The 25,446-nt window shown below is 62.2% G+C and carries 22 protein-coding genes, 1 tRNA gene and 1 pseudogene; 19 read left to right on the forward strand and 5 right to left on the reverse strand.

The window, feature by feature from the left end; all coding sequences use genetic code 11:
• Window positions 1-14: 14 nt before the first annotated feature.
• From mmoB to mmoC, 4 genes are all read left to right on the forward strand, one after another.
• A complete protein-coding gene (mmoB, locus tag OGR47_RS07110; RefSeq protein WP_165048252.1) occupies window positions 15-431 on the forward strand; it encodes a methane monooxygenase regulator MmoB in 417 nt (138 codons plus the stop codon).
• Window positions 432-456: 25 nt separating this feature from the next.
• Entirely contained in the window at window positions 457-966 is a 510-nt protein-coding gene (gene mmoZ, locus OGR47_RS07115) for an aromatic/alkene monooxygenase hydroxylase subunit gamma (RefSeq protein WP_165048254.1), read from the forward strand.
• A 78-nt stretch (window positions 967-1,044) separates the two neighbouring features.
• Window positions 1,045-1,377 (forward strand): soluble methane monooxygenase-binding protein MmoD, encoded by a 333-nt coding sequence (mmoD, locus tag OGR47_RS07120; protein WP_165048256.1) that lies wholly within the window; start codon window positions 1,045-1,047, stop codon window positions 1,375-1,377.
• Between the two features lie 17 nt (window positions 1,378-1,394).
• A complete protein-coding gene (gene mmoC / locus OGR47_RS07125; RefSeq protein WP_165048258.1) occupies window positions 1,395-2,426 on the forward strand; it encodes an aromatic/alkene monooxygenase hydroxylase FAD-binding subunit MmoC in 1,032 nt (343 codons plus the stop codon).
• 120 nt (window positions 2,427-2,546) lie between these two features.
• Here the strand turns inward: mmoC and OGR47_RS07130 are convergent, their stop codons facing one another.
• Window positions 2,547-2,684 carry a hypothetical protein gene (locus OGR47_RS07130; RefSeq protein ID WP_165048260.1) on the reverse strand — a complete coding sequence of 46 codons (138 nt, stop codon included), beginning with the start codon at window positions 2,682-2,684 and terminating at the stop codon, window positions 2,547-2,549.
• Window positions 2,685-2,851: 167 nt separating this feature from the next.
• On the opposite strand from OGR47_RS07130, the gene OGR47_RS07135 reads away from it, so the two are divergent.
• From OGR47_RS07135 to OGR47_RS07170, 8 genes are all read left to right on the forward strand, one after another.
• Entirely contained in the window at window positions 2,852-3,046 is a 195-nt protein-coding gene (locus OGR47_RS07135; protein ID WP_371824417.1) for a DUF2933 domain-containing protein, read from the forward strand.
• A 35-nt stretch (window positions 3,047-3,081) separates the two neighbouring features.
• Complete coding sequence (locus tag OGR47_RS07140) at window positions 3,082-5,370, forward strand: copper-transporting P-type ATPase (protein WP_165048262.1); 2,289 nt, start codon at window positions 3,082-3,084, stop codon at window positions 5,368-5,370.
• A 154-nt stretch (window positions 5,371-5,524) separates the two neighbouring features.
• Window positions 5,525-5,905: an STAS domain-containing protein gene (locus OGR47_RS07145; RefSeq protein ID WP_246729532.1), complete on the forward strand. Its 381-nt coding sequence runs from the start codon at window positions 5,525-5,527 to the stop codon at window positions 5,903-5,905.
• Between the two features lie 10 nt (window positions 5,906-5,915).
• Window positions 5,916-6,341, forward strand: a complete 426-nt coding sequence (locus OGR47_RS07150; RefSeq protein ID WP_165048265.1) for an ATP-binding protein — start codon at window positions 5,916-5,918, stop codon at window positions 6,339-6,341.
• Between the two features lie 40 nt (window positions 6,342-6,381).
• Entirely contained in the window at window positions 6,382-9,675 is a 3,294-nt protein-coding gene (locus tag OGR47_RS07155; RefSeq protein WP_165048267.1) for an NAD-glutamate dehydrogenase domain-containing protein, read from the forward strand.
• 20 nt (window positions 9,676-9,695) lie between these two features.
• Entirely contained in the window at window positions 9,696-12,278 is a 2,583-nt protein-coding gene (locus tag OGR47_RS07160; protein WP_246729533.1) for a PAS domain S-box protein, read from the forward strand.
• A 26-nt stretch (window positions 12,279-12,304) separates the two neighbouring features.
• The gene (locus OGR47_RS07165) at window positions 12,305-13,267 is read left to right on the forward strand and encodes a patatin-like phospholipase family protein (RefSeq protein ID WP_246729534.1); all 963 of its coding nucleotides are present in this window, start codon (window positions 12,305-12,307) and stop codon (window positions 13,265-13,267) included.
• Window positions 13,268-13,365: 98 nt separating this feature from the next.
• Complete coding sequence (locus OGR47_RS07170; protein WP_165048269.1) at window positions 13,366-13,707, forward strand: hypothetical protein; 342 nt, start codon at window positions 13,366-13,368, stop codon at window positions 13,705-13,707.
• 71 nt (window positions 13,708-13,778) lie between these two features.
• Here the strand turns inward: OGR47_RS07170 and OGR47_RS07175 are convergent, their stop codons facing one another.
• The gene (locus OGR47_RS07175; protein WP_165048271.1) at window positions 13,779-14,000 is read right to left on the reverse strand and encodes a hypothetical protein; all 222 of its coding nucleotides are present in this window, start codon (window positions 13,998-14,000) and stop codon (window positions 13,779-13,781) included.
• A 248-nt stretch (window positions 14,001-14,248) separates the two neighbouring features.
• On the opposite strand from OGR47_RS07175, the gene OGR47_RS07180 reads away from it, so the two are divergent.
• Both OGR47_RS07180 and OGR47_RS07185 read left to right on the forward strand, forming a co-directional pair.
• A complete protein-coding gene (locus OGR47_RS07180) occupies window positions 14,249-14,794 on the forward strand; it encodes a hypothetical protein (RefSeq protein ID WP_165048273.1) in 546 nt (181 codons plus the stop codon).
• A gap of 104 nt (window positions 14,795-14,898) precedes the next feature.
• Window positions 14,899-15,539: pseudogene (locus OGR47_RS07185) on the forward strand (glutathione S-transferase family protein).
• A 144-nt stretch (window positions 15,540-15,683) separates the two neighbouring features.
• On the opposite strand, the gene OGR47_RS07190 reads toward OGR47_RS07185, so the two are convergent.
• The 3 genes from OGR47_RS07190 to OGR47_RS07200 form a co-directional block, all read right to left on the reverse strand.
• Window positions 15,684-15,759 (reverse strand) — tRNA-Asn (locus tag OGR47_RS07190).
• A 75-nt stretch (window positions 15,760-15,834) separates the two neighbouring features.
• Window positions 15,835-16,746 (reverse strand): sugar kinase, encoded by a 912-nt coding sequence (locus tag OGR47_RS07195; protein WP_165048276.1) that lies wholly within the window; start codon window positions 16,744-16,746, stop codon window positions 15,835-15,837.
• A gap of 129 nt (window positions 16,747-16,875) precedes the next feature.
• Window positions 16,876-17,217: a HesB/IscA family protein gene (locus OGR47_RS07200; protein ID WP_165048278.1), complete on the reverse strand. Its 342-nt coding sequence runs from the start codon at window positions 17,215-17,217 to the stop codon at window positions 16,876-16,878.
• Between the two features lie 97 nt (window positions 17,218-17,314).
• Between OGR47_RS07200 and OGR47_RS07205 the strand changes: the two genes are divergently transcribed.
• The 5 genes from OGR47_RS07205 (at window position 17,315) to nagZ (ending at window position 25,395) form a co-directional block, all read left to right on the forward strand.
• The gene (locus tag OGR47_RS07205) at window positions 17,315-18,481 is read left to right on the forward strand and encodes a deoxyguanosinetriphosphate triphosphohydrolase (protein ID WP_371824437.1); all 1,167 of its coding nucleotides are present in this window, start codon (window positions 17,315-17,317) and stop codon (window positions 18,479-18,481) included.
• A gap of 144 nt (window positions 18,482-18,625) precedes the next feature.
• Complete coding sequence (locus OGR47_RS07210) at window positions 18,626-20,866, forward strand: multicopper oxidase family protein (protein ID WP_165048283.1); 2,241 nt, start codon at window positions 18,626-18,628, stop codon at window positions 20,864-20,866.
• 77 nt (window positions 20,867-20,943) lie between these two features.
• On the forward strand, window positions 20,944-22,725 hold the full coding sequence (gene argS, locus OGR47_RS07215) for an arginine--tRNA ligase (RefSeq protein ID WP_165048285.1): 1,782 nt from the start codon (window positions 20,944-20,946) through the stop codon (window positions 22,723-22,725).
• A 75-nt stretch (window positions 22,726-22,800) separates the two neighbouring features.
• Complete coding sequence (locus OGR47_RS07220; RefSeq protein WP_165048288.1) at window positions 22,801-24,114, forward strand: SPOR domain-containing protein; 1,314 nt, start codon at window positions 22,801-22,803, stop codon at window positions 24,112-24,114.
• 270 nt (window positions 24,115-24,384) lie between these two features.
• Window positions 24,385-25,395: a beta-N-acetylhexosaminidase gene (nagZ, locus tag OGR47_RS07225; RefSeq protein ID WP_165048291.1), complete on the forward strand. Its 1,011-nt coding sequence runs from the start codon at window positions 24,385-24,387 to the stop codon at window positions 25,393-25,395.
• Window positions 25,396-25,446 lie beyond the last annotated feature (51 nt).

Below are 25,446 nucleotides of genomic sequence, written 5' to 3' on the forward strand. Positions count from 1 at the left end.
AAGGAAACGCTCCTATGTCTAGCGCGCATAACGCTTATAACGCCGGAATCATGCAGAAGACCGGCAAGGCCTTCGCGGATGAGTTCTTCGCCGAGGAGAACCAGGTCGTCCATGAATCCAACGCCGTGGTTTTGGTCCTGATGAAGAGCGACGAGATCGACGCGATCATCGAGGACATCGTGCTCAAGGGCGGCAAGGCGAAGAATCCGTCGATCGTCGTCGAGGACAAGGCCGGCTTCTGGTGGATCAAGGCCGACGGCGCGATCGAGATCGACGCCGCCGAAGCCTCAGACCTGCTCGGCAAGCCGTTCTCGGTCTACGACCTTCTCGTGAATGTGTCATCGACCGTCGGCCGCGCCTATACGCTCGGGTCGAAATTCACCATCACCTCGGAACTCATGGGCCTCGATCGCGCCCTGACCGACATCTGATCGGTCGACGACAAGGAATGCCACAATGGCGAAGAGAGAACCGATCCACGACAATTCCACTCGTGCAGAGTGGGAAGGTAAGATCCAAAAGCTGAACAGCGTGGAACAGGCGACGAGGTTCATCCAGGACTTCCGCGTCAATTACAGCTCGCCGTTCCGCAAGAACTACGATCTCGACGTCGATTACCAATATATCGAACGAAAGATCGAGGAGCGTCTCTCGGTGCTCAAGACCGAGAAGCTCTCCGTCGCGGAACTCATCACCAAGGCGACGACCGGAGAGGACGCCGCCGCGGTGGAGGCCGCCTGGGTCGCCAAGATGAAGTCCGCCAAGAGCAAATATGAGGCGGAACGCATTCACATCGAGTTCCGTCAGCTCTACAAGCCGCCGGTTTTGCCGGTGAATGTGTTCCTGCGCACGGATGCGGCGCTCGGCACCATTCTCATGGAGCTGCGCAACACGGACTATTACGCAACGCCTCTCGAGGGCCTGCGTAAGGAGCGCGGCGTCAAGGTCCTGCATCTGCAGGCGTGATGGCGTTATCCGCAGCGTAAAGAACGAGCGTTCGGGCGGCTTTCGCCCGAACGCCGCCTCTAGAGAGGAGAGAAAGCCATGACGCTTTCGGCGGAACATGCGACGGCCGAGCAGGGGATTCTGATTCACGCGGATTCACGCTACGCCGCCTATACGATGGACCTTGATTATATGTGGCGCTGGGAAATCCTGCGTGACGGCGAGTTTATCCAGGAAGGATGCTCACTGTCGCAGGATTCAGCGCGCGAGGCGGTCGCTCACGTGTTGAGCTACTTCAGACGGCAGGACGAAGCCGCCGGAACGCCGGGCGACAATAGCGAAGAGATCAGGCGGCTACTGCGCGCGATCGGCACGCCGGAGCCCATCAACAAGAACGGCACGACCAAAAACGAACTGGCGCAGCCAGAGTAGCATAGGGCGGGAGACGTATGTACCAGATTGTCATTGAGACAGAGGATGGAGAAACCTGTTCATTCGAATGCGGACCGAGCGAGGACGTCATCTCTGCGGGCCTTCGTCAGAGTGTGATTCTTCTGGCCTCCTGCCGCGCCGGCGGTTGTGCGACTTGCAAGGCCGATTGCACGGATGGGGACTATGAGCTCATTGACGTCAAGGTCCAGGCGTTGCCGCCGGACGAGGAGGAGGATGGCAAGGTTCTTCTGTGCCGCACCTTTCCGCGCAGCGATCTACACGTCATCGTGCCCTACACCTATGATCGCATCTCCTTCCAGGCGATTCAGACCAATTGGCTCGCCGAGATCACCGAATGCGACAGGGTGTCGTCGAATGTCGTGCGGCTCGTTCTGCAGCCGTTGACGGCCGACGGCGCGGCGCCCATTTCGTTGAACTTCATGCCTGGGCAATTCGTCGACATCGAAATTCCGGGCACACATACGCGCCGCTCTTATTCGATGGCCTCGGTCGCTGAGGACGGTCGATTGGAGTTCTTCATCCGCCTGCTTCCGGATGGCGCCTTTTCCAATTATCTGCGCACGCAGGCGCGCGTCGGCCAACGCGTTGCGCTGCGTGGGCCGGCTGGCTCGTTCTCGCTGCACAAGAGCGACCGGCCGCGCTTCTTCGTCGCCGGCGGGACGGGATTGTCGCCGGTCCTGTCGATGATCCGGCAATTGCACAAGGAGAGCGATCCGCAGCCCGCGACTCTGTTCTTCGGCGTCACCAATTATGACGAGCTTTTTTATGTCGAGGAGCTGAAGGCGCTGCAGCAATCAATGCCGGGCCTCGATGTGCAGATTGCTGTCGTGAACGTCTCGGAGGGCAATGGCGTCGCCAAGGGAACGGTGATCGACCTCCTTCACGACGAACTCGGCAGGCTCTCGGACAAGCCCGACATCTATCTCTGCGGCCCTCCGGGAATGATCGAGGCGGCGTTCGCGGCGGCTTCTTCGGCCGGCGTTCCCAAGGAACAGGTGTATCTCGAAAAATTCCTGGCGAGCGGTTGATCTGCTCGATTAGGCAATTTCCTGATCTCTGCCCGGCTGTGCTCGTCGGGCAGGGCTCCCCAACTCCTGCCCGGGCAATGTCCTGGGCAGGCTTTTTCCGTCAGAGCTTCATCCGCGCGCTCAGCGCCCTTTATACTCAAGCTCTATCTCGACTACGGTGCGCTCGGCGGCTTCGCTCGCCGCGTTCTTGAGCGCTGCATCGCCTTCGCGCCCTCCATACTGGATCACGGCGGCGAGCTTCGCGCCCACCTTCAACATCAAAGACTTCCGAATATCATAGCGGCGGCGCCGTGGATGCGCGCGCCGTTTCGTCAGCCTGTGCGATCAATTTGCTTGCTTATCTCTTTTCCTGATTGATTATTCCCGTCATGCCCTCGGCTGCCCAACTCGGGATGGCGTTAGCTTCATTCAAGAGGAGATTACCGATGACGAAACCGGCGCTGATCGCCATTTACGCCCTGGCAGCCGCCTTCCTGCTGTATTGGCACTGGCGGCACGTTCTCGACGCTTTGCCCTTCCTGGTCGTGCTGGCCTGTCCGCTCATGCATCTCTTTATGCATCATGGCCATGGTCACCACCACGAGAGGCGGCCCGACGATGCGGAAAAGCATGATGTCTAATTGAGCAGCTGGCGCCTTGCCCAGAAGGAACCACCATGATTCCCGAGCATCCCCACGATCATTTTGGGCATGGAAGCCATCACGGGCATCAGCGCGAACATGATGCGCCGGCAGGCCGGGCTCCCACCCGCGCGGACCTAAAGGAGCTCGCAAGCGCACCCGCCCAAGGTGTCATTTATACCTGCCCCATGCACCCGCAAATTCGGCAGGCTGGTCCCGGCAATTGCCCGATCTGCGGCATGGCCCTCGAGCCTCTCGTCACCACGGCGGACGAGGCGCCGAGCGCCGAGCTCATCGATATGACGTGGCGGTTTTGGATTGGACTCGCGCTCACAGTCCCGGTGGTCATTCTTGAAATGGGCGGCCATTTCTTCAACCTCCATCATTACATCGCGCCACAGCTTTCGAATTGGGCGCAACTGGCCCTCGCCACCCCGGTCGTCCTCTGGGCTGGGTGGCCTTTCTTCGTGCGGGGCGCGAAATCACTCGTTACCCGCAATCTCAACATGTTCACGCTGATCGCCATGGGCACGGGCGTCGCATGGATCTACAGCATCGTAGCTACGCTTGCGCCGTCGCTGTTCCCGCCCGCCTTTCGGAGCTCTGATGGGTCTGCGCCAATTTATTTTGAGGCTGCGGCCGTCATCACCGTGCTGGTGTTGCTGGGCCAAGTCCTCGAATTGCGCGCCCGCGAACAGACCGGGGGCGCCATCCGTGCGCTGCTCAATCTGGCGCCTGTCACGGCGAAGCGAGTGACAGAGGACGGGTCCGACGAAGAGATTGCGCTCGACCAGGTTCACGTCGGCGACAGGCTGCGCGTGCGCCCTGGCGAAAAAGTGCCGGTCGACGGCGCGTTGCTCGAAGGCCGCAGCTCGGTCGATGAATCCATGGTCACAGGCGAGTCCATGCCAGTGACGAAGAGCGTCGGTGACACGGTCATCGGCGGGACGCTCAACCAGACGGGCGGCTTCATCATGCGGGCCGACAGAGTTGGCGCCGATACCATGCTGTCGCGCATCGTCGACATGGTCGCCTCCGCCCAGCGCAGCCGCGCCCCCATTCAGCGGCTCGCGGACCAGGTTTCGGGCTGGTTCGTGCCGCTTGTGATCCTCGTCGCCATTCTTGCTTTCGCCTCCTGGGCGGTTTGGGGCCCCGAGCCACGGATGAGTTATGGCCTCGTCGCCGCCGTCTCGGTGTTGATCATTGCCTGCCCCTGCGCGCTTGGTCTCGCGACGCCAATGTCGGTGATGGTCGGCGTTGGGCGCGGCGCGCAATATGGCGTGCTCATCAAGAACGCGGAGGCGCTGGAGCGTTTCGAGAAGGTCGATACGCTCGTCGCCGACAAGACCGGCACGCTGACCGAAGGCAAGCCCAAAGTCACAGTTATTCGCCCCGTCGCCGGCGTGAGCGAGAATGAGCTCCTGTCGGTCGCGGCGAGCCTAGAGCGGGGGAGCGAACATCCCCTGGCGCGAGCGATCGTCGACGCCGCCGTTTCGCGAGGCCTGCCGCTGAGCGAGGCCTCGGAGTTCAATTCACCTGTCGGCAAAGGCGTCACTGGGCGTATCGGGACGCAATTCGTCGCCATCGGCAATCGCCGCTTCCTGGCCGAGGTCGGCGTCGATTTAAGCGCGCTCGACAGCGACGCCGAGCGTTTGCGCGAAGATGGGGCGACGGCGATCTTCGTTGCGATCGACGGCCGTGCAGCCGGAATCCTCGCCATAGCCGACCCTATCAAGGAGACGACGCCCGACGCGTTGCAGGCGCTCTATGATGATGGCGTCTCGGTCGTCATGCTCACCGGCGACAATTGGACGTCGGCGCGGGCTGTGGCCAAGCGCCTCGGCATCAAGGACGTCGAGGCGGAAATCCTCCCCGAGGATAAAAGCAAAGTCGTCGCCCGGCTGCGGCAGGCCGGTCGCGTTGTCGCCATGGCGGGCGATGGGGTGAATGACGCGCCTGCCCTTGCCGCGGCGGATGTCGGGATCGCCATGGGCGCCGGGACCGACGTGGCGATCGAAAGCGCCGGCGTCACCTTGCTCAAGGGCGACCTTCGGGGGATCGTGCGCGGCCGGCGGCTTTCGCGAGCCACCATGCGGAATATCCGCCAGAACCTCTTCTTCGCCTTCATTTACAACGCGGCGGGCGTGCCGCTCGCGGCCGGCGCGCTTTACCCGGCCTTTGGCCTGCTGCTCTCGCCCACGATAGCCGCCGCCGCTATGGCGCTGTCGTCGATTAGCGTCGTCGCCAACGCGCTGCGCCTGCGTCAGACAAAGATCGAGCCTGAAAGGCTGTTGGAGATGCCGCCGTTTGCCGGACTTGGTTAGCGCGCCATTGCTCGCTGCAGATTGACGGTCGTCAAACTCAACCAGCTAGTCGCGCGTCGCCGCGCTTCGCGGCGCCTGCAATCGCGCCGCGTTCTCGGGGGCTGCTTATCCGTTGACAACGCTAGAGGCCGACCTAGCTAGCCGATTGATCGCTATGCGTCCTTTGTCGATCTCCGGAACGACCTCGAATATGCAGCTCGAAACGCAAATCCAGAACGATCGGGTCGCCATCATCGTCAAGGAGGAGCGTCTGGACGCGCATAACTCGAGCGAGCTCAAGGAGCGCATTTTACGAACCCTGGAAGAGGGCGGGCGCCGTCTGGTCGTGGATCTGGCGGATGTTAAATTCATCGACAGCTCCGGATTGGGCGCTTTGCTCTCGGGCTACAAGAATGCAAATCAGCGCTCGGGGACGTTCGTGCTCTCTGGCTTGCAGCCCCGTGTGCGCTCGATGTTCGAGCTGACGCGGCTCAATCGCGTCTTTGAAATCTACCCACGCCTGCAGGAGGCGATCAGCAGCCAAGGCGTCAGCTAGCGATGCGGGCATGTCCAAGACAAGCGTGAGCGTCGACATCGTCGTGCCGAACCAGACGCGCTATCTGCGGCTGATCGGCAATATCGGCGAGCAAATCGCGAGAGAACTCGAGACGGATTCTTTCGACAAGGACATGCTTGCCTATCATCTCAATCTCGTGCTCACCGAGGCCGTCGCCAACGCCATGGAATACTCCGACGATAAATGCCTCGACCACACGGTGAAAGTTTGCCTGTCGATCGAGGATGAAGACCTGAGGATCCGCGTTTACGACCATGGGCAGGGTTTCGACATAGGGGCCGTGCCAATCCCCGACCTCGATCAACTCCACGAGCGCGGTCGCGGCATATTCCTTATCCGCACTCTGATGGACTCCGTCGCTTACCATCGCGGCGAGGCCGGGAACGTTCTCGAAATGCACAAGAGCCTGAAGTAAGGCGCTCCGGCGGCAGCCGTAATGGAAGAGAAAGCGCGCCATGGAGGGGGACATCCGCCTTCGCAACCCCGTGCAGAAACCTCCGCAGAGATCGCCCCGCGGCAAACCGCTGAACGTCGCCGCCGCGGAGTTTTCTCCGGATTATCGCGATCTCGTCGCGCCCCGGCAGCGCTTGCGAGATCTGCTGAAGCTGGGCGAGGTCTTCGAGCCCAGCGGCCACGCCATCGATCTTCGCCGGCTTGCTGACGGGCGGGAATATGATCTTCGCATCTACAGCGCGCAGACGCGTGCGCTCGATGATCTCATTCCGGTCCTGCATAACCTCGGGCTCCCCGCTGTCGACCAGATTCTGTTTGCGGCGACGGTTTCGGGGGAAAAGCGCTTTATTCGCAGTTTCCGGGTGAGGCCGGCAGATCCTGAGCGGGTTCAGCAATCACGGGCGCAGCTCCTCGCGGCGTTGGCGGCATTGCTGTCAGGTGAGGCGGAGGACGATCCTCTCAACAAGCTCGTCCTGCTCGCGGGGTTGAGCGCGAGGGAGATTGGCGTTCTTCGGGCCTACTGCTGCTACTATCTGCAACTTGGCGTGCGCGTGGATCGCTCTCGACTCTATGATGCGCTTCTCGGTGACGTCGAGGTCACGCGCCTGCTCTTTGCTTATTTCGAAACCCGGTTTCATCCGGATCATGCAGGCCGAGGCTCCTTTGACGCGATGGTTGACGTCAGACAGCGCCTGATCGCCGCCTTCGACAAGGTGACAAATCTGACCGACGATCGCGTTTTTCGCGATCTCTTCAATCTCATCGACGCAACGCTTCGCACGAATTTTTATCTGCACGACGAACCGAAGCCGAAAGTTCTCGCGCTCAAGATCAACAGCCTCGGCGTGATCGGCGCGCCGGCTCCCAAGCCAATGTTCGAGATCTTCGTTCACGCGCGCTCCATGCAAGGGATACATTTGCGCGGCGCCAAGGTCGCGCGAGGCGGCATCCGCTGGTCCGATCGCGCCCATGATCTGCGGACCGAGATTCTCGATCTCATGCAAACGCAGATGACCAAGAACGCCTTGATCGTTCCGCAGGGCGCCAAGGGCGGTTTTGTTTTGAAGGTCTCGAGCGCCGACCCTACCAGGCGCGAAGAGGCGGGAAAGTCCGCCTATCGCGCCTTTATTGGCGCGCTGCTCGATCTGACGGACAATCTCGATCCCGCCAAGTCCGGGCCAGCCGAGCGCATCTCCTACGACGAACCCGATCCCTATCTTGTCGTCGCAGCCGACAAGGGCACGGGCGGGTGGTCGGATATCGCAAATGAGATTGCGCGGTCTCGTTCCTTCTGGCTCGACGACGCCTTCGCCACCGGCGGGTCCAACGGTTACAGCCATAAGCGACTTGGAATAACCTCGCGGGGAGCCTGGGTCTGTGTGAGGCGTCATTTCCGCGAGATTGGCCGCAACATCGACGACCAGGCCTTCACCGTCGTCGGCGTCGGCTCGATGGATGGAGACGTCTTCGGAAACGGCATGCTGGAGACTCGCACGATCAGGCTGTTGGGCGCGTTCAGCGGCGAACATATCTTCATCGATCCGAACCCCGACCCGCTGATCTCTTACGCCGAACGCCGACGGCTGTTCGACAAGCCGCGTTCGTCTTGGGCGGATTACGACCCCTCGAAGATCTCGCGCGGCGGCGGCGTCTACCGCCGTGACGCCAAGGATATAGAACTGAGCCCTGAGGCGCGGTCGTGGCTGCAAGCGAGAAACCGCCTGGTCGATGGAGAGGGGCTTATCCGTCTTCTGTTGGCGGCGCCTGTGGATCTGCTTTGGATGGGCGGCGTCGGCTCTTATGTAAAGGCAGGTCCGGAGACGGACGAAAGCGTTGGCGACCGGGTCAATGACGGCGCGCGCATCGACGCCAATCAACTGCGCGCCAAAGTCGTGGGGGAGGGCGCGAACCTCGGTTTCACCCAGCGCGGCCGCATCGAATACGCTTTGAATGGCGGCCGGATCAATACCGACGCCGTCGACAACTCGGCGGGCGTTGATCTATCCGACCACGAAGTCAATCTGAAGATCTTGTTGCGTGGAACGCGTCAGGCGCCGCTCGCGGCCTCTGACGAAATTCATCGTCTTCTCGAAAGTCTGACCGACGAAGTTTGCGCCGCGGTCCTGGACGACAATTATCACCAAAGCCTCTGCATCTCGCTCGAGCGCGAGCGATCGCTCTCCGACATTGCGTCCTATTTGGACGTGGCGGATCGCCTGGAGGCCTCGGGACAGCTCGACCGCCAGAGCGACGCATTTCCAAATCGACGGGAGCTGCTCGCGAGAACAGAAGGGGGCCTGACAAGGCCCGAGCTGAGTATACTCATGGCGGACGCGAAGCTGGCGTTGAAGCGGGCTCTTCTGGAAGCGCCGCGCTTTTTCGAGGTCGAATGGATTTCAGATTTTCTCGTCACCTATTTTCCCGAATCCTTGCGCTCGAGCTATGCCCCTCGGATTGCGTCTCATCCACTGGCGCGCGAAATCGCCGCGACGGTCATCTGCAACAAGATCGTCAATCAGGCGGGCGCAAGATTTCTTCTGTTCGGAGACCCTCTCGCCCCGACCCTCCTGACCGACGCGGTCGGCCTTTATCTCGCTTTCGACCAGATATTGGGGGGCGAGCGTTGGCGCAGCGCGGTCCGGAGCTTGGATGGGCGAATGAACAGCGGCCGGCAGTATGAATATCTGCTGCAGCTCGAAGACGCTTTGGCCTATCTGTGCCGCTGGGCGCTGCAAGGCGGGCGACGGCTTCAGCCGGTGGAGAGCGAGGTCGCCGAATGGCGCGCCTATCTGGAGAAATATCTCGCTTATTTTTCGCAAAGCGCAGAAGTCTCGATCCTGGACGCCAATGCGCCAGAGGCGTCTCGCGAGATGTTCCTCAACAGGCTGCGGGACTTTCCGTTTCTCGTCGATCTTGCGCAGCAGGCTGGCAAAGACATCGCCGTAGCGGCGCGGCTCTTCGACGAGGTGGGAGGAAGCCTCGGGATGCGCCAGATTGCTGCGTTGGCTGCCGAGCTTACCGCCAGGGACGCTTGGGAAGGCAAACTGCAGAGCGCGGTCGATGAACGATTGCGTTCCGCAACCGCTCGTATTGCGGCAATCGCTCTGAGAGTTGGCGTCGATGAGCCCGCGGCGGTTTTCCGGCTTGCGGGTCTAGCGCCAAAGCTGACGGAACTTCGAAAACTGCGCGGCGAAATCATCGAAAGCGCGCCGAAGACGGTTGTGCCCTTTGCGCTCTTCGCCTCTGAGCTAGACGCCTTGGTTGAGGCCTGTGACTCTCCCCGGCGAGCAGCGTGACATGCGGGAAGGACGAGGTCGTGGAAGAAAAACCGCTCACGCATCTCCTTCTTGAAACCAGCAACGAAGCTGCATGCTTGATGGACCCGTCCGGTCTCGTGCTGGCGTTGAATAGCCGCGCCGAGCAAATGACCGGATTCAAGGAAGGCGAGCTGATCGGACGCCCGTTCCCCGGCAAACCAAAGGCGGCAATGGGAAACGCGAAAGAGGCGCCGCTCGCCTGGCTGGTCGCGCCGGCTCGGCAGTGGTTCGATATGCGGATCAAGCGCAAGGACGAGAAGGAGATCGACGCGAGCTGCGAGATTTATCGGCTTGGGACGAAAAGTCTCGCTGGCATATTGCTGAAATTGAGAACCGAAGGGGCGGAGGGAGCGGCGCTCGAGGATATGAAAATCAAGCTCCAGGCGATTTTTGGCGGGATGGCCGACGGCTTTGTCGTCATCGATGAATTTGGAAAAATCGAGTTCTTCAGCACGGGCGCGGAAAAACTCTTCGGCTACGGCGCCGAGGAAGTTATGGGCGCGAACGTCAAATTGCTGATGCCTTCTCCCTACAAGGACGAGCACGACGGCTATCTTGCGGCCTACCGTGAGACAGGCGTCCGCAAGATAATCGGAAGCGGGCGGGAGGTTTCGGGAAGGCGCAAGGATGGCGTGGTTTTTCCCATGTATCTTTCGGTAGGCGAAATCTGGCTCGAGGGGCGCCGTCACTTTGTCGGCGTTACACACGACCTCACAAAGACCAAGCGCGCCGAGAGCCGCCTATGGATGCTGACGGCGGCCATCGAGCAAAGCCCAGTGGCCGTCATGATTTCCGATACGCATGGGGTCATCGAATATGTGAACGATTATTTTGCAAAGCTGACCGGCTACAGCGAAGCGGAGGTCATCGGCCAGAACCCGCGCATCCTTCATTCTGCGGGCACACCGAGAGACCAGCATCAGCGTCTGTGGCGAACGATCGAAGCTGGAGCGGAATGGCGTGGAGAAATTCAGGACCAGCGAAAAGACGGCGCGCTTTACTGGGCGTATGAGATCATCGCGCCTCTGCGCGACGAGGAAGGGCAGATCAGGCATTATCTCGCGATTCAGCAGGACGTCACCGAACAGAGGCGCGATAAGGAGGCGCTCGCAGAAAGCGAGGAGCGCTTCCGCAAAGTTGCCGAGATGGTTGGCGAGTGGCTTTGGGAGCAGGACGCGGACGGACGCTATACCTATAGCAGCGACGCTGTAAGGGATATCCTCGGGCTCGAGCCCGAGGAAATATTGGGCAAGTGTTATCTTGACCTTCTCCAGGACGACGCAAATCCGGCGGCTCCCCGACAGCCGACGCCGCCCACGCCTTTCCGTCGCATCGTCAATTGCTATCGGCGGCAGGACGGGCGGCGCGTTTTTACCGAGTCGAGCGGCGCTCCCATACTCAACGGAAAAGGTCGTTTGGTGAAATGGCGCGGAGTCGACCGCGATATCACGGAGCGAATGGAATATGAGGACGCCTTGCGCGTGCGCAACCGAGCGATGGAGGCGGTTCATGTCGGGATCGTGATCTGCGACGCGCGCGTCGAAGGAAACCCCAATATATACGTCAATCCGGCGCTGGCCGAAATGACCGGTTATACCCAAGACGAGCTGCTGCAGGGCGGTGGCATGCGTTTGTTGCAGGGGCCCGGAACCGATCCTGCCGCGATCGCCAAGATCCGTCAGGCGCTCCAAACCGGCCGAGGCTGTGAAGTCACCCTGAGAAACTACCGTAAGAACGGCGAAGCCTTCTGGAACGAACTTCTTATTTCTCCAGTGCCTGACGAAGCTGGAGAGATTACGCATTACATCGGCGTCCAGACGGACGTCACCGAAAAGCGGCGGGCGGAGGAAAGCCGCCGCGATCTCGAGATCGCAAAACAAATTCAGCTGTCGCTTCTGCCCGACAAGCCGCTGCGTCTGCCGAATGCTGAGATTGCGGGAATCTGCCTACCGGCGACCCATGTCGGCGGGGATTATTTCGATTTTTTCGAAAGTGGCGAGAACGTCGACTTCGTCGTTGCGGATGTCTCGGGCCATAGCGTCGGCGCGGCGCTTATCATGACGGAAGTCAGAAGCATGGTCCGCGCACAATCGCGCCGACCGGCGAGCGCCCATCCCGCCCATATGCTGCGTGAGCTCAACGAGCTGCTATATGAGGACCTCGACCGGTCAGAATTGTTCATAACAATGTTTTTCTGTCGATATGAGTCGACGACGCGCCGTCTGAAATATGCAAGCGCCGGCCATAATCCTGGGCTGCTGTTGCGATCCGGACAGCAGAACTGCATGGAGCTCGATAGCGACGGGCTCGTGCTGGGAGCCAAGCGCATGGTCGATTTCGAAGAACGTAGCGTGCTTCTTTCACAGGGCGACAAGCTGCTCTTTTACACCGACGGCGTGATCGAGGCCCAAGACTCGTCCGGCGATTTTTTTGGCACGGAGCGCTTATGCCGGCGCTTTTCCGCCAATCGACGGTTCGCGCCGGAGGTCATCGCCCAAAAGCTTCTGCGGGAGGTGAAGGATTTTTGCGCGCCGTCGGCCATGGGCGATGACGCGGCGTTGGTTGTTTTGGAAGTGAGGTGACGTCGTCCAACTCGCTCTATTGGAGAATGAAGGATATGGCCGCGGCGATCGGCAATCCCTTTGGGCGACGCAAGATCGGTCTTGCGCTGAGCAGCGGCGTGGCGAGAGGCTGGGCGCATATAGGCGCGATCGGCGCGCTGACGAGACTGGGCGTTCCTCTCGATATCGTCGCTGGGACTTCGGCAGGCGCATTAATCGGCGCCTGCTATCTCGCCAAGGAGTTGGAGGAGCTGGAGAGGTGGGCCTTGTCGCTCACCAAACGCAGGATTCTCGGCTACATCGACTTGCACTTTGGGCGCGGAAGCCTGCTCAGCGGCAATCGGATCGTGGACGAGATGCGGCGGCTCTTGGGAACACGTCGCGTCGAGGATTTGCAAAATCCCTTTGTCGCGGTCGCAACGGATCTGGGGACCGGTCACGAGATATGGCTTCAACATGGCAGCCTCGTCGAGGCTGTTCGCGCCTCCATTGCGCTGCCGGGTCTTTTGCCGCCGATAGAGTCCGGCAATCGTGTCCTTGCGGATGGCGCGCTTGTCGATCCCCTGCCGGTTGCGCCTTGCCGCGCCTTGGGAGCCGATCTCGTAATCGCGATCAATTTGAATACCGACGTCATCGGCAAAATGAGCCGCCAGGCGGCAACGCCTCGAACGTCGATCGGCTTCGATCCGATGGTGCTGGGCGTCGATGATTTTACACCAGAGCGACGCCTGGCAAGCGCAACCCGCGCCTTCGTTCAACAGGAAGCCAATATCCCGAGCCTGTTCGGCGTGATGACGACGTCGCTTGGCATTATGCAGGACCGGCTGACTCGTTCGCGCCTCGCAGGCGATCCGCCCGACGTTCACATCACCCCTCGCGTTGGACACATCGGATTGCTTGAGTTCGAGCGCGCCAAGGAGGCGATCTGGGAGGGGGAGCAATCGGTCGAACGCAAGCGCGGCGAGCTGATAGATTTATTGCGCGCCGCGGGGATGAATTTTTCGATCTAAGCGAGGCGCCGGCCCTACCGGTTTTGGGCCTCTCTCTTCATTTGCCCGACTCGCATTGCGATATCGGCAAACGACAGGCTCGGCTCCGCGGAAGAACCGTGAATGGCTTGCCTGAGAAAGCGCGCCGGGAAACAGATCGCTTCGACGTTCGAGCCCCGCATTTCTTCGGGCCTATTCGGATCCTCGCTCAACGCCGCCTCTACTTTGGAAAGAAGCGCGTCGATTTCCTCTCTTTTGAAAACGCCTTTCTCGCACATTGCACCAAGAATGGCGGCAAGGATGACATAAATTCCCTCGAGCTGAAGATTGGCAGTATTCATGGCGCCCTCTGCTTTGGAAACGCCTACGCGAAATTGCGGAGAGTAGGCGCATCGAGTCGTCATTTAGGGCGGCGCGGTCGAGCGTCAGGCGAGCGACGAGCGATCATGCAATTAGCTTGAGCGCACGAACGACACGCCCCGACCGTAGAGGGCGGCGGGGGGCGTGTCGCTGTTTCGATGAGCGTGCGTGCTCAGCACTCCCATTCCCATTGGCGCATGTAATCGTTCCAATACCAGCAGACTCCGGGATTGAGTGGGTGCCCTGGCCCGCTCCAATCGCGGTGTTGGTAGCGCCAGTGGCCGCCATAGGCCTGTATGTCGCCATCATAGGGAAACGGCCCGGCGCGCTGCGCATAGGCCGAACCGGCGGCCGCCATAAGCGCGGCGATTGTGAGAAGCGTGAGTTTTCGCATTACTGCCTCCCGCACTGAGGCAGAAAAACTTAGGGCGCTTTGTCGGCGCCTCAACTCTCGCAAGAAGCGGTTCGAATGCGTGTTAACGCTCGGGCGCTCCGCTAAGCAGGCGCTTGGGATCATCAAAGTCCTGAACTGCCGGTTCCTGTGCACGGCTGCGGGAGCGGAACTTATGAAATTGGAATGCTGACCGATCGCTCTAGATGAGATTTCAGATTTTGAATGAGGTTGGTGGAAGGGAGGAAAAAATGACAACGATTCATATATCGGAAGGGGCACAAATTGACTTGGGGGCCGTTGGAACTCTGGTCAAGCAAGGCAAAACAATCATTTCTGCCGAAGATTCGGAAATCATCGAATTGGTAATGAAGACCATTCAGGAGGGTAAAACTGCAACGTTCTACCTCAAGACGATGGTGTGCAATGAGATCACGAGACGATACTGGACGCCCGAACGCGTCGAGACCGTCGGCCTTCAACCTATTCCGACCGAGCAAGTTAGCCGAATTAAATCGGATTTCAACATAGAGATAGATGGATACGCCAACAATATGGACTGCCCGCGTTGCGGAAATCACTATAGTACCTATGAGTTCATAGAACAAGGCATGAAGGAGCACGGGGAAGAGACCGTGAGAGCGGTGTTCTCACTCAAGGACGTCGGTCTTCTTCAGGTTCATCCCATGCAAAATTCTGTTTGTCCACGTTGCGGATTATATTTGGCCAGAGTTAGGGGCGGCTACACCTATGATTATAGGTGCTCGCAGAACAACGCCTATGCCTGCTGCAAATAGGCGGCAGGGGTTTCTAGGTTAGTGAAGGGCGAATTTTCGCTCCAGTGGCGGCGAGGCGAAGCGTCCGCGATCATGGATCGGCGTCGAACACATGGAGATGCCGAATGGGCAACCTGATCCTCTTCACCTTTGATTGGGTTCCGGAGACGCCGCGCGGCTATGTGCGCGACCTACGCGTGCGTTGGGCGTTGGAAGAGGCCGGGCTGTCTTATCGTGTGGAGAGTGTGCCGTTTGGTTCTCGGAATGCCGAGCATCTCGCCCATCAACCCTTTGGCCAAGCGCCATGGTTGGCGGATGGAGACATCTCGATCTTCGAGAGTGGCGCGATCCTGCTGCACTTGGCGGAGCGAGGCGACGCGCTGACGCCACGCGATCCGCGCGGGCGCAGCGAAGTGCTGGAATGGGTGTTTGCGGCGCTCAACTCAGTCGAGATGGCGAGCCTGCCGTGGTCCCTATTCCAGTTCTCCGGCTATACCGGCGACACGCCCGGCTGGAAGCGTTTGGACGACTTCTTGAGCGCTCGGCTTCGGCACATGGAAGCTGTGTTGGCGGGGCGCGAATGGCTAGCGGGTAACTTCTCCATCGCTGACATTCTCATGGCGGATGTGCTGCGTCTGGTCGACCGGTTCGATGGGCTGGTGGAATATCCCACAACTGTCGCGCCTATGTCGCGCGCGCGACAGCGCGCCCTGCTTTCTTGAAAGCACACTCGGACCAAATGGCGCATTTTGCTGCGGTAGACTGAGCACGTGCGTCAGTCAACGCGCATGGTTCCCCGTTGGTATGCCGGCAGCTAGGCCAGCCCATATCAACGAGGCGCCAACAATCCGCACACGCGCTAAATTCGGCTCGGAATGAACCGCGGTGAACGCTGTGGGAAAAAGGCGGATGGCTCCCCGAGTAGGACTCGAACCTACGACCTAGCGATTAACAGTCGCGTGCTCTACCAGCTGAGCTATCGGGGAACGACGTGGTGGAGGGCGTATACAAGGCCCTGGCGGGTTTGCCAAGCCCTTTCGCGTAGCCTGTTGATAACTCCCTCAGACCTGGGCTTCCGCAGCAGCGGCCTCGCTGAATTCGGCGAGCGCCCTCGCAATCTCCTCGCGGCCCGGCAGGCCGGCTTCATTGCCGAGATGTTGGACCTTATGCGCCGATGCCGCGCGCGCGAATTCGAAATGCTCGCGCCAACCTGCCTCTGGCCGCTCAAGATAGGAGGCGCAATAGGCGCCGTGGAAGACGTCGCCCGCGCCTGAGGTGTCGATGACCCGCTCGGATGGCACGTGCAGCGAGCGCAGATGCTGCGAAACCCCGTCCTCGCCGCACCAGAAGGTGCCTTTCTCGCCCACCGTCACGGCGGCGATTCGGCAGCCCTTGGATTTCAGCCAGGCGAGCATCTCCGATTCGGAGAAGGACATCTGCTTGCAGAGCTGCTTCGAGACCACGGCGACGTCGACGAATTCAATCAGCTCCTCGAGGCGGGGGCGCAGCGCGCCGCCGTCCAGCGAGACCAGGACGCCGCGCTCGCGCGCCGCCTTGGCATAATGGATCGCGGCGTCGGCCATATGGCCGTCGAGATGCAGCACGCGCGCGCTCGAAATGTCGAGGCGCACGAAAGGCTGCAGATAGTGATCGTCGCGGGCGCGCAGAATGGCGCGCTTGCCGTCGTTGGGCAGCACGAAGGAGAGCGAGGAGCGCGCCACCTTGCGCGGATGCAGGCCAACTCCGTAAGCGTCGGCCATTTCCGCGAACATATGGCCGAGCCAGTCGCGTGCCTGCGTCGTCAGGAGATGGACATCGTGGCCGAGCTTGGCGCAGGCGAAGCCCGCGGTGACGGCGTTGCCGCCGAAGCTCACGGCGTAGTCGCGGGCGACCATTTTCTCGTCGCCGGCCGGCATTTCGTCGGCGAGCATGGTGACGTCGATATAGGCGTGGCCGAGGAAAAGCGCTTCCAAGAATCAGGCTCCGCGATGGTGGGGCGATGCGGTCACTTTTGCCGGTTTCGATGGCGCCGGCATGTCATAGGATCGCCAGCTGTCAGGCTCGCATCTGGCGGCGAGCCCGAAGGCTCGCGGTCCTGTCGATCAGAGCGCGAAGCTCGTGCCGCAGCCGCAGGAAGAGACGGCGTTCGGGTTCTCGATCCGGAACGACTGTCCCATCAGATCGTCCACAAAATCGATCTTGGCCCCGGCGAGAAAGCCCAGCGACGCCGAATCGATCGCAACGCGGGCGCCGCCCTGCTCCAAAAGCGCGTCGTCGGCGGCGGGCGCTGGGTCCACGATGAATTTATATTGGAAGCCGGAACAGCCGCCGCCCTCCACGGCGACGCGGAAAACCGCGCCCGTGGGCTCATTGGCGAGAATTGCGGCAATTCGTTTTGCCGCCGGTTCTGTGAGCGCCACGTCGCTCGACAGGGTCGCTGTCATGCCTGTCCTCTTTGGATTCTTGCTTATGCCGTCGATTGCGGGCTATGGCGGCAACATAGGTCCGATCTCCCGGCCTTTCAATGACTGGAGCCCGACCGTGGCGCTGCGCCAGCCCCTCGCGCCCTATGCCTGCGACGCCACAAAATCGCGCGGGCGCCTCTACGCCGTTGCGCCTTCGCCGACGCGCAGCGAGTTCCAGCGCGACCGCGATCGCATCATCCATTCCACGGCTTTTCGGCGCCTTGCGCATAAGACGCAGGTCTTCGTGCCGCTCGACGGCGATCATTTCCGCACGCGGCTGACCCATACGATCGAAGTGGGGCAGATCGCCCGCGCCATCGCCCGGGCCCTGAGGGTCGACGAGGACCTCGCCGAGGCTGTGGCGCTGGCGCATGATCTCGGCCACACGCCCTTCGGCCATGCTGGCGAGGAGGCGCTCGAAGCCTGCATGAAGCCCTATGGCGGCTTCGACCACAACTCCCAGGCGCTGCGCGTCGTGACGCTGCTGGAGCGCCGTTACGCCGACTACGACGGGCTCGATCTCACATGGGAGGCGCTCGAGGGCATTGTGAAGCACAATGGGCCGCTTGCGGGGACCAAGGCGTTGAAGCCCCCGTCGCGCTATATTTGCGAATTCGACGCCGGCTATCCGCTGGAGCTTTCTTCCTTCGCGGGCGTGGAGGCGCAGGCGGCGGCGCTCGCCGACGATATCGCCTATATCGGTCACGACATGGACGATGGCCTGCGAGCCAATCTCTTCACGCTCGACGACATTGCGGGCGCTACGCCCTTCGTCGCCGGGCTGCTGGAGGAGATCGCGCGCAAGCATCCTGGCCTCGAACGCGGCCGCGTTATCCATGAGCTGGTGCGCCGGGTGATCACGCGCTTCGTCGAGGATGCGATCGGGACGGCGCAGGCGCGTCTCGAGCAGCATTCTCCGCGCTCGGCCGAAGAGGTCCGCGGGGCAGGGGAGGCGATGGTCGCGCTCTCCGCCGCGATGCGCGAGGCCGAGCGCGACATCAAGCGCTTTCTATTCGCCAATATGTATCGGCACGAGCTGATCATGCGCGTGTGGACGCGCGCGGAGGAGGCGATTTCCCGCCTATTCCCGGCGTTTTTCGAACAGCCGTCGCGCATGCCGGCGGAATGGGCGACGCAGGCCGCAGCGCGCGACGGCGCCGCAAGAGCGGTGGTGGTCGCGGATTACATCGCCGGCATGACCGACAGATATGCGCTCGGCGAGGTCAAACGGCTTTTTGGGTAGCTGTTGCGAAGGAAATACGCTTGCGTTACGCAGGGTTTAAGCGCTCGAAGGCAATTAGCCGAAGGGGCGTGCGTCGCCGCACATTTTCTTCCCCCGGTGTCGGGGATGCTTTTCGAGGGCTGATTTTTCAGGAGGGACTTAGTGATGACTCTGAACTTCGAAAACCATTTGCCGCTGGGAGCGCTCGATATCGTTACGACGGGGCAGACGAGCGTATGGGGCTGCCTCACATTTACAGTCGAAGCGCGTAACGTGAAGTTCATCGACGCGGTCGATCCCAACAACCCGCCCGACCCGAAGAATGTGAACGCGTGGTGCTATATTCGCACCGGCTCGCCGCAGGAGCGGGCGGCGACGCTAGAAAACTATCTTGGGCCTGTGATCAACGTCCAGCGCGGTCAGCCGCTGACGACGGTCTGGATCAACAAGCTGCCCTCCATGGGCGCGGCGAATCCGGGCGAAGCGCGCCCGCTCGCCATGCCGCCGATCCATCCCGCCGACATGGAGATCGGCAAGGATATTCCCCAGTTCAGCTCCATGAACTACGCGCTCGGCGTCGTCACCCATCTGCATGGCGGCAAGGTATTGCCGACCTCGGACGGCTGGCCGCTGCATCCGGCGAGCTACGAAGGCAATCCCTTCCATATGCCCTCGCATCGGACCTATTTTTACCCGAATGATCAGCGGGCGACGATGCTGTGGTTCCACGACCATTCGATGGATAATACGGCGCAGCAGGTTCACGCCGGCCTGGCCGGCCTTTATTTCATCCGCGACCACTCGGACGCCGAGATTTTCCATCTGATCGGCGGCGAAGCGCAGGAAATTCCGCTCGTCATCCAGGACCGCTGCTTCGCGTCGAAGGGCCAGGAAACCGACTATACGCACATCGACTATCAGAAGGGCGTCCCGCTTCTGAGAACCAGGACGCTCGGGGACAGGCCGGAGTTTCTCGGCGACACGATTTTCGTGAATGGGCGGCCGTGGCCGCATGTTCACGTCGATCGGAAGATTTATCGGCTGCGCGTGCTCAACGGCTCGAACGCCCGCACTTATGCGCTCACCTTGGCCGATCCTGCTGGAGCGGACAACGGCAAGGTTTGGTACGGGGATCGGCTGACCGCGATCGGCAATGAAGCGGGCTTGCTCGGCAAAAGCGTGACGCTGCAGGACAAGCAATATCTGCTGCTGGCGCCGGGCGAACGTCTCGACCTTTTGGTCGATTTCACGAAGGTCAAGCCCGAGGTCAACGCGCTCATCCTCGTCAATTTGGCGCTCGCGGGATACGATCCCGGCGCCCCGGACGCGGAACCGATTTTCCAGTTCGACGGAAACTCGGTGATGCCGCCGGACAGCGACAAGGCGCTCGCCGCCATTGGCGCCGCCAATCAGCCTAATCCGGGCCCTTATCTCCCGCTCGCCAATTTGCTCCAGTTCAGGTTCGCTGGGGCCGGGCACGTCCACGGCGGCGGGGGCCACGGAATGAACGACGGCGACGCCTCGGCGCTCGACGTCTGCATATTGGACAAAATTCTGCGCCGCGACGCTGACGACGAGAGCTTCCATTGGGTCCCGGGGGCATCGCCGGAGCTCGCGCCGAGCCCTGCCAACGCGCCGATCGCTCACAATCGTTTCATTCTTTTGATGAACGACACGCGCCAGCTGGCTAAAAAACGCGAAAACTCCCCTTACACGGGCGACACGCCGTGGCGCGATACGCAAATCTGGGAGCTTCGCCCGGCGACCGCGCCGTCAGGCGATCCTACCGCTTTCCCCGTGCCTTTCGACGCCAAGCTCGACGATCCGACGCAACAAGGCGCGCCGGCGCCGGCCGTGCCCTATCAGGTGGCGCGGGCCTTCTTCTTCGAGCCGGAGAAGCCAATGCCGCCGCATGCGCCCACACATAAGGACCCGCTCTGGGGGCTTGCGACACAGAACAGCAATCCGGCGGGTTTTCCGCCGATCTACCGCTACCCCCACCTCTATCGGATCAATCCGGCGCAGGGCCGTCAGGTGATCCAGCCGGTGGAAGGGACCTATGAGCGGTGGTACGTCGCGAATATCGGCAACGACCCGGGGAACCTCGCGGGCGGCACGCCGGATATGCACCCCTTCCACCTGCATCTGGCGAATTTCGTCGTCACCCGGCGCTGGGCGCTGAACAGCGCGAACCAATTCGTGGAGACAACGGGAAACCGCCCGCTCGATTTCGACAAGGCGGCGCGCCACGACACCGTGCGCATCCAGTCGAATGAGCTGGTCGAGCTGCTGGTGCATTTCCCGAAGGGTTACACCGGCCACTACCCCTACCATTGCCACCTCGTCGAGCACGAGGACATGGGGATGATGCTGCATTTCGACGTCCAGGCCCGGCAAGGGGCCTGAGGGGCCGGCCCGCCGGAGATGCATTCGCGCGCGGGGTCTGCTAGACCCGCGCGCGAAATCCCTTGATCCGGACCCCCATGAACATTTTTGACATCTTCCACGCCCGCATCGCTTCGATCCTCGACCGGCTCCAGGCAGACGGCCGCCTGCCGACGCTCGACCCTGCGCGCTTCGTCGTCGAGCCGCCGAAGGATGCGGCGCTGGGCGATCTCGCCTGCAACGCCGCCATGGTCTTCGCCAAGGAGGCCAAGCCCTCTTTCGCCAATCCGCGCCAGCTGGCCGTGGCGATCTGCTACGCCCTGGCCGAATCCGAGGGGGTCGCGACAGCCGAGGTGGCCGGGCCGGGCTTCATCAATATCCGCCTGAAGCCTGAAATCTTCTCGCAGGTGCTGCGCGCCGCTTTGAGCGACCCCGAGAATTTCGGCCGCGTCGCGAAGGGCCGGGCAGGGGCGCTGCAGGGCAAAGTGAACGTCGAATATGTCTCGGCCAATCCGACCGGACCGATGCATGTGGGCCATGGCCGCGGCGCGGTGTTCGGCGACGCGCTCGCCAATCTCCTGGCCTTCTCCGGCTGCGAGGTGACGCGCGAATATTACATCAATGACGCCGGCGCCCAGGTCGACGTGCTCGCCCGCTCAGCCTTCATGCGCTACCGCGAGGCGCTGGGCGAGACGATCGCGATTCCCGAGGGGCTTTATCCAGGCGACTATCTCGTGCCTGTGGGCCAGGCGCTCGCAAAGGCGCATGGCAAGGCGCTTTTGGACAAGTCCGAGAGCGAATGGCTGCCGATCGTCAAGAACGCAGCCATCGACGCCATGATGGATATGATCCGCGACGATCTCGCCGCGCTCAATATCCGCCATGAGGTCTTCTTCTCCGAGCGCACCCTGCACGACGGCTCCAACGGCCCGTCGAAGATCGACGCCTCGATCGAGTGGCTGCGCGAGAAGGGGCTCGTCTATGAGGGCCGTCTGCCGCCGCCCAAGGGCCAGCTTCCCGACGATTGGGAGGATCGCGAGCAGACGCTCTTCCGTTCGACGGACTTCGGCGACGACGTCGATCGAGCGCTCAAGAAATCGGACGGCTCGCCGACCTATTTCGCCGCCGACATCGCCTATCACAAGGACAAAATCGACCGCGGCTTCGATACGCTGGTCGACGTCTGGGGCGCCGATCACGGCGGCTATGTGAAGCGCATGGGCGCCGCCGTCGCCGCGCTCTCCGACCGGAAGGCCACCCTCGACGTGAAGCTTTGCCAGCTCGTGAAGCTGATGCGCAACGGCGAGCCGGTGAAGATGTCGAAGCGCGCCGGCGATTTCGTGACCCTGCGCGAGGTGGTCGACGAAGTCGGCTTGGACGCCGTGCGCTTCATGATGCTCTATCGCAAGAATGACGCGCCGCTCGACTTCGACCTCGCCAAGGTCATCGAGCAGTCGAAGGACAACGCCGTCTTCTATGTGCAATACGCCCATGCGCGGGCGAAATCGGCGCTGCGCCAGGCGCTCGCGGCCTTCCCCGATCTCGACGTCTCCTTGCCGGCGCTGGCCGGGGCGAAGCTCGAGCTGCTCACGGATGAAGGCGAATTGCAGCTTGCCCGCGTGATCGCCCAATATCCGCGCGCGATAGAGGCGGCGGCCGCCGCCCATGAGCCGCACCGCGTGGCGTTCTACCTCTATGAGACCGCAAGCGTCTTCCATGCGCATTGGAACCGCGGCAAAGATCAGCCACAATTACGCTTTGTTAATGCCAAGGAGAGAGATTTAACGAGCGCCCGGGTCGCGTTGGTTTTATCCTTAACAATCGTCCTGGGGTCGGGCTTGAGACTTCTCGGCGTGAGCGCCCCCGACGAAATGCGTTGACGCGCGACTTTCGGCCTTAGCCCGCGCGACGCCTGACGATAAGCTCCGCGACGGGGAAGAGGATTGAGGTAGATCATGCGTGAATCGTCCGTTAGAGGCCCAGCCATCGACCTCTCGGAATTCGAGCGGCGCATGCGGGCGGCGGAGGCGCCGCAGGTTACGCCGAAGGCCAACCCTCTGAGCGAGCTCGCCCGGCTGATGCAGGGCGAGCCGGCGCAGGCCGATCCCTACAGCAAGATCCTGCCCGATCCTCATGCAGCGCGCGCGGCTCCCCCGCCGCCGCAACAGCCGCAATGGGACGCGCCGCTACGCGGCTCCTTGGACGCCGCGCCGCCGGTGGAGCCCGAGCCGCGCCATTACGAAGAGGCGCATCCGCATTACGCGCAGCATCAGGGCCATGAGCAGCATCAGGGCTATGACGAGCACGCCTATGCCCATCACGGCCAGCCTGACCAGCATTACGATGCGGCCTATCACGGCGGGGCCGAGGGCGGCTGGCCCGACGACGCGGAATATCTCGACTATGGGGCCGAGGAGGCTCCCGAGACGGCGCGCGGCGGCGTCGGCAAATATCTGCGCCCCTGGCATGCGGTCGCGGCGATTTCCGTTATCGCCGTCGCCAGCATCGGCTGGGGCTTCCTGCATCGCGGCGGCGCAGGCGGCTCCAAGGAGATCGCCGTGGTCAACGCGCCCGACGGCCCCGTGAAGGTGAAGCCCTCGGCCGAGACCGAGCAGGAGACGGCGAGCGACAGCGGGGCTGCGGTGCTCGACCGCAAGGACGCGACGCCGGTTAAGCAGGTGGTGAAGCATCAGGAGCAGGCGATCGACCCGACGGTCGCGCCGAAGGCCGTGACGCTAGGCGACGGTCCCGTCGATGCGCCGCACGAGCCGGCGCTCGGCACGCAGCCCCGTAAGGTGAAAACCGTCACCGTCCGCCCCGACGGCAGCCGGGTGGACGACGCCAGCGTGCCGCCGGCGGTCGCCAAGAGCGCCAATCCGGTCGTGCCATTGGATCCGTTCCAGTCCAAAGGCGCGACGCCAAAACCGGAGACGAAGACCGCGACCACGCCGGCTCCGAAACCCAAGCCGGCCCCGAAGGTCGCCGCTGTGGAGCCACCGGCCGACGCCGGGGACGCCGCCGCTGCGCCTGCGACGACGAGCGGCGGCTACGCCGTGCAATTCGGCGCCGCCAACACCGAAGATGAGGCCCGCACGCTCCTGAAGACCGTCGCGGCCAAATATGGTGTGCGGCCGACCTTCAAGCCCGCCAAGGTCGGCGACAAGACCGTCTATCGCGTCCGCGTCGCCGGGGTTAGCAAGGAGTCCGCCAACGCCATCTGCAACAAGGTCAAGGCGTCCGGCGGCAATTGCTTTGTCGCAGGGAACTGACGCCATTTCCGCTTAAATAGCTTTGTCATTCCCGGCGCGCTGAAAGCCCGACCGGGAATCCAGAACCGCCAGAGCGCTGGTTTTGCTCTGGATTCCCCATCGCTCGCTTCGCGAGCGTCGGGAATGACAAGAAGCCCAATCGAACGGATCCTGGCCGGGCGGCCATCCACGCCGAGACGACGCGGAACTCGCCGCTCGATAATGATGGTCGCGTGGATGCCCGCGACGAGCGCGGGCGTGACACGCGGTCGAATACCCGAAAGCTTATACATGCGTGCTTTCATCTGCGGCCTCAAAGGCCTCTCCCTTGACGCCGAAGAGCGCGCCTTCCTGCGCGAAACCAGCCCCTGGGGCGTCATCCTCTTTTGCCGCAATGTCGAGAGTCGCGAGCAGGTCGCGCGCCTGACGGCGCAATTGCGCGACGCGCTCGGCCGTCACGCGCCGGTGCTGGTCGATCAGGAAGGCGGCCGGGTGCAGCGGCTCAATACGCCGAACTGGCGCGTGTATCCGAGCGCCGCACGCTTCGAGCAGACGGGGGCCGACGCCGCAAAGGCGGAGCGCCTCGCCTGGCTCGGCGCGCGGCTGATGGCGCATGACCTGCGTGAAGTGGGCATCGATGTCGACTGTTTGCCAGTGCTGGACGTGCCAGCCGAAAGCTCACACGCCATCATCAGCGATCGCGCCTACAGCCGCGACCCTGCCCGCGCCGCGAAGCTAGGCCGCGCCGCCGCCGAAGGGCTGATGGCGGGCGGCGTCGCGCCGGTGATGAAACATATCCCCGGCCACGGCCGCGCCAAGGCCGACAGCCATTTGGAGCTACCCACGGTGGAGGCGAGCCGTGCGGAGCTGGAGGCGGTGGATTTTCAGCCCTTCAAGGCCAACGCCGATCTGCCCATGGCGATGAGCGCCCATGTGGTCTACACGGCCATCGATCCGAGCGCGCCCGGCACCCAGTCGAAGACCGTGGTGAACGACATCATTCGCGGCTCGATCGGCTTCGATGGCCTGCTCATGACCGACGATCTCTCCATGAGGGCCCTCACCGGAAATTTCCGCGACCGCGCCGAGCGCGCCATCGCCGCGGGATGCGACATGGTTCTGCATTGCAATGCCGACCTCGCCGAGGCTCTCCCGGTGGCCGAAGGCGCGCCGGCGTTGGCGGGCAAGGCGTTGGAGCGGGCGGAAAAGGCGCTTGCGTGCGTGCGTGAGGTCGAGGCCTTCGACGTCGCCGCCGGCGTTGCGGAGTTCGAGGCGGCGATAGGAGCGGGGGCGCGAGTCTGAAGGCGGCTTCAGGCTAATGGCGCTTCCTACCCAGTCGCGGCCCATCCAAAC

It is taken from the genome of Methylocystis sp. MJC1, from assembly GCF_026427715.1.
Taxonomy (GTDB): domain Bacteria; phylum Pseudomonadota; class Alphaproteobacteria; order Rhizobiales; family Beijerinckiaceae; genus Methylocystis.

Excerpts from the sequence above, each read along its gene's own strand:
- OGR47_RS07145 (WP_246729532.1), top strand. The coding sequence starts at position 5,525 with ATGCGTCCTTTGTCGATCTCCGGAACGACCTCGAATATGCAGCTCGAA.
- OGR47_RS07210 (WP_165048283.1), top strand. The coding sequence starts at position 18,626 with ATGACTCTGAACTTCGAAAACCATTTGCCGCTGGGAGCGCTCGATATC.
- OGR47_RS07180 (WP_165048273.1), top strand. The coding sequence starts at position 14,249 with ATGACAACGATTCATATATCGGAAGGGGCACAAATTGACTTGGGGGCC.
- OGR47_RS07200 (WP_165048278.1), bottom strand. The coding sequence starts at position 17,217 with ATGACAGCGACCCTGTCGAGCGACGTGGCGCTCACAGAACCGGCGGCA.
- mmoC (WP_165048258.1), top strand. The coding sequence starts at position 1,395 with ATGTACCAGATTGTCATTGAGACAGAGGATGGAGAAACCTGTTCATTC.
- OGR47_RS07165 (WP_246729534.1), top strand. The coding sequence starts at position 12,305 with ATGAAGGATATGGCCGCGGCGATCGGCAATCCCTTTGGGCGACGCAAG.
- OGR47_RS07135 (WP_371824417.1), top strand. The coding sequence starts at position 2,852 with ATGACGAAACCGGCGCTGATCGCCATTTACGCCCTGGCAGCCGCCTTC.
- mmoD (WP_165048256.1), top strand. The coding sequence starts at position 1,045 with ATGACGCTTTCGGCGGAACATGCGACGGCCGAGCAGGGGATTCTGATT.
- OGR47_RS07150 (WP_165048265.1), top strand. The coding sequence starts at position 5,916 with ATGTCCAAGACAAGCGTGAGCGTCGACATCGTCGTGCCGAACCAGACG.
- mmoZ (WP_165048254.1), top strand. The coding sequence starts at position 457 with ATGGCGAAGAGAGAACCGATCCACGACAATTCCACTCGTGCAGAGTGG.
- OGR47_RS07140 (WP_165048262.1), top strand. The coding sequence starts at position 3,082 with ATGATTCCCGAGCATCCCCACGATCATTTTGGGCATGGAAGCCATCAC.
- argS (WP_165048285.1), top strand. The coding sequence starts at position 20,944 with ATGAACATTTTTGACATCTTCCACGCCCGCATCGCTTCGATCCTCGAC.
- nagZ (WP_165048291.1), top strand. The coding sequence starts at position 24,385 with ATGCGTGCTTTCATCTGCGGCCTCAAAGGCCTCTCCCTTGACGCCGAA.
- OGR47_RS07175 (WP_165048271.1), bottom strand. The coding sequence starts at position 14,000 with ATGCGAAAACTCACGCTTCTCACAATCGCCGCGCTTATGGCGGCCGCC.
- mmoB (WP_165048252.1), top strand. The coding sequence starts at position 15 with ATGTCTAGCGCGCATAACGCTTATAACGCCGGAATCATGCAGAAGACC.
- OGR47_RS07220 (WP_165048288.1), top strand. The coding sequence starts at position 22,801 with ATGCGTGAATCGTCCGTTAGAGGCCCAGCCATCGACCTCTCGGAATTC.
- OGR47_RS07155 (WP_165048267.1), top strand. The coding sequence starts at position 6,382 with ATGGAGGGGGACATCCGCCTTCGCAACCCCGTGCAGAAACCTCCGCAG.
- OGR47_RS07130 (WP_165048260.1), bottom strand. The coding sequence starts at position 2,684 with ATGTTGAAGGTGGGCGCGAAGCTCGCCGCCGTGATCCAGTATGGAGGG.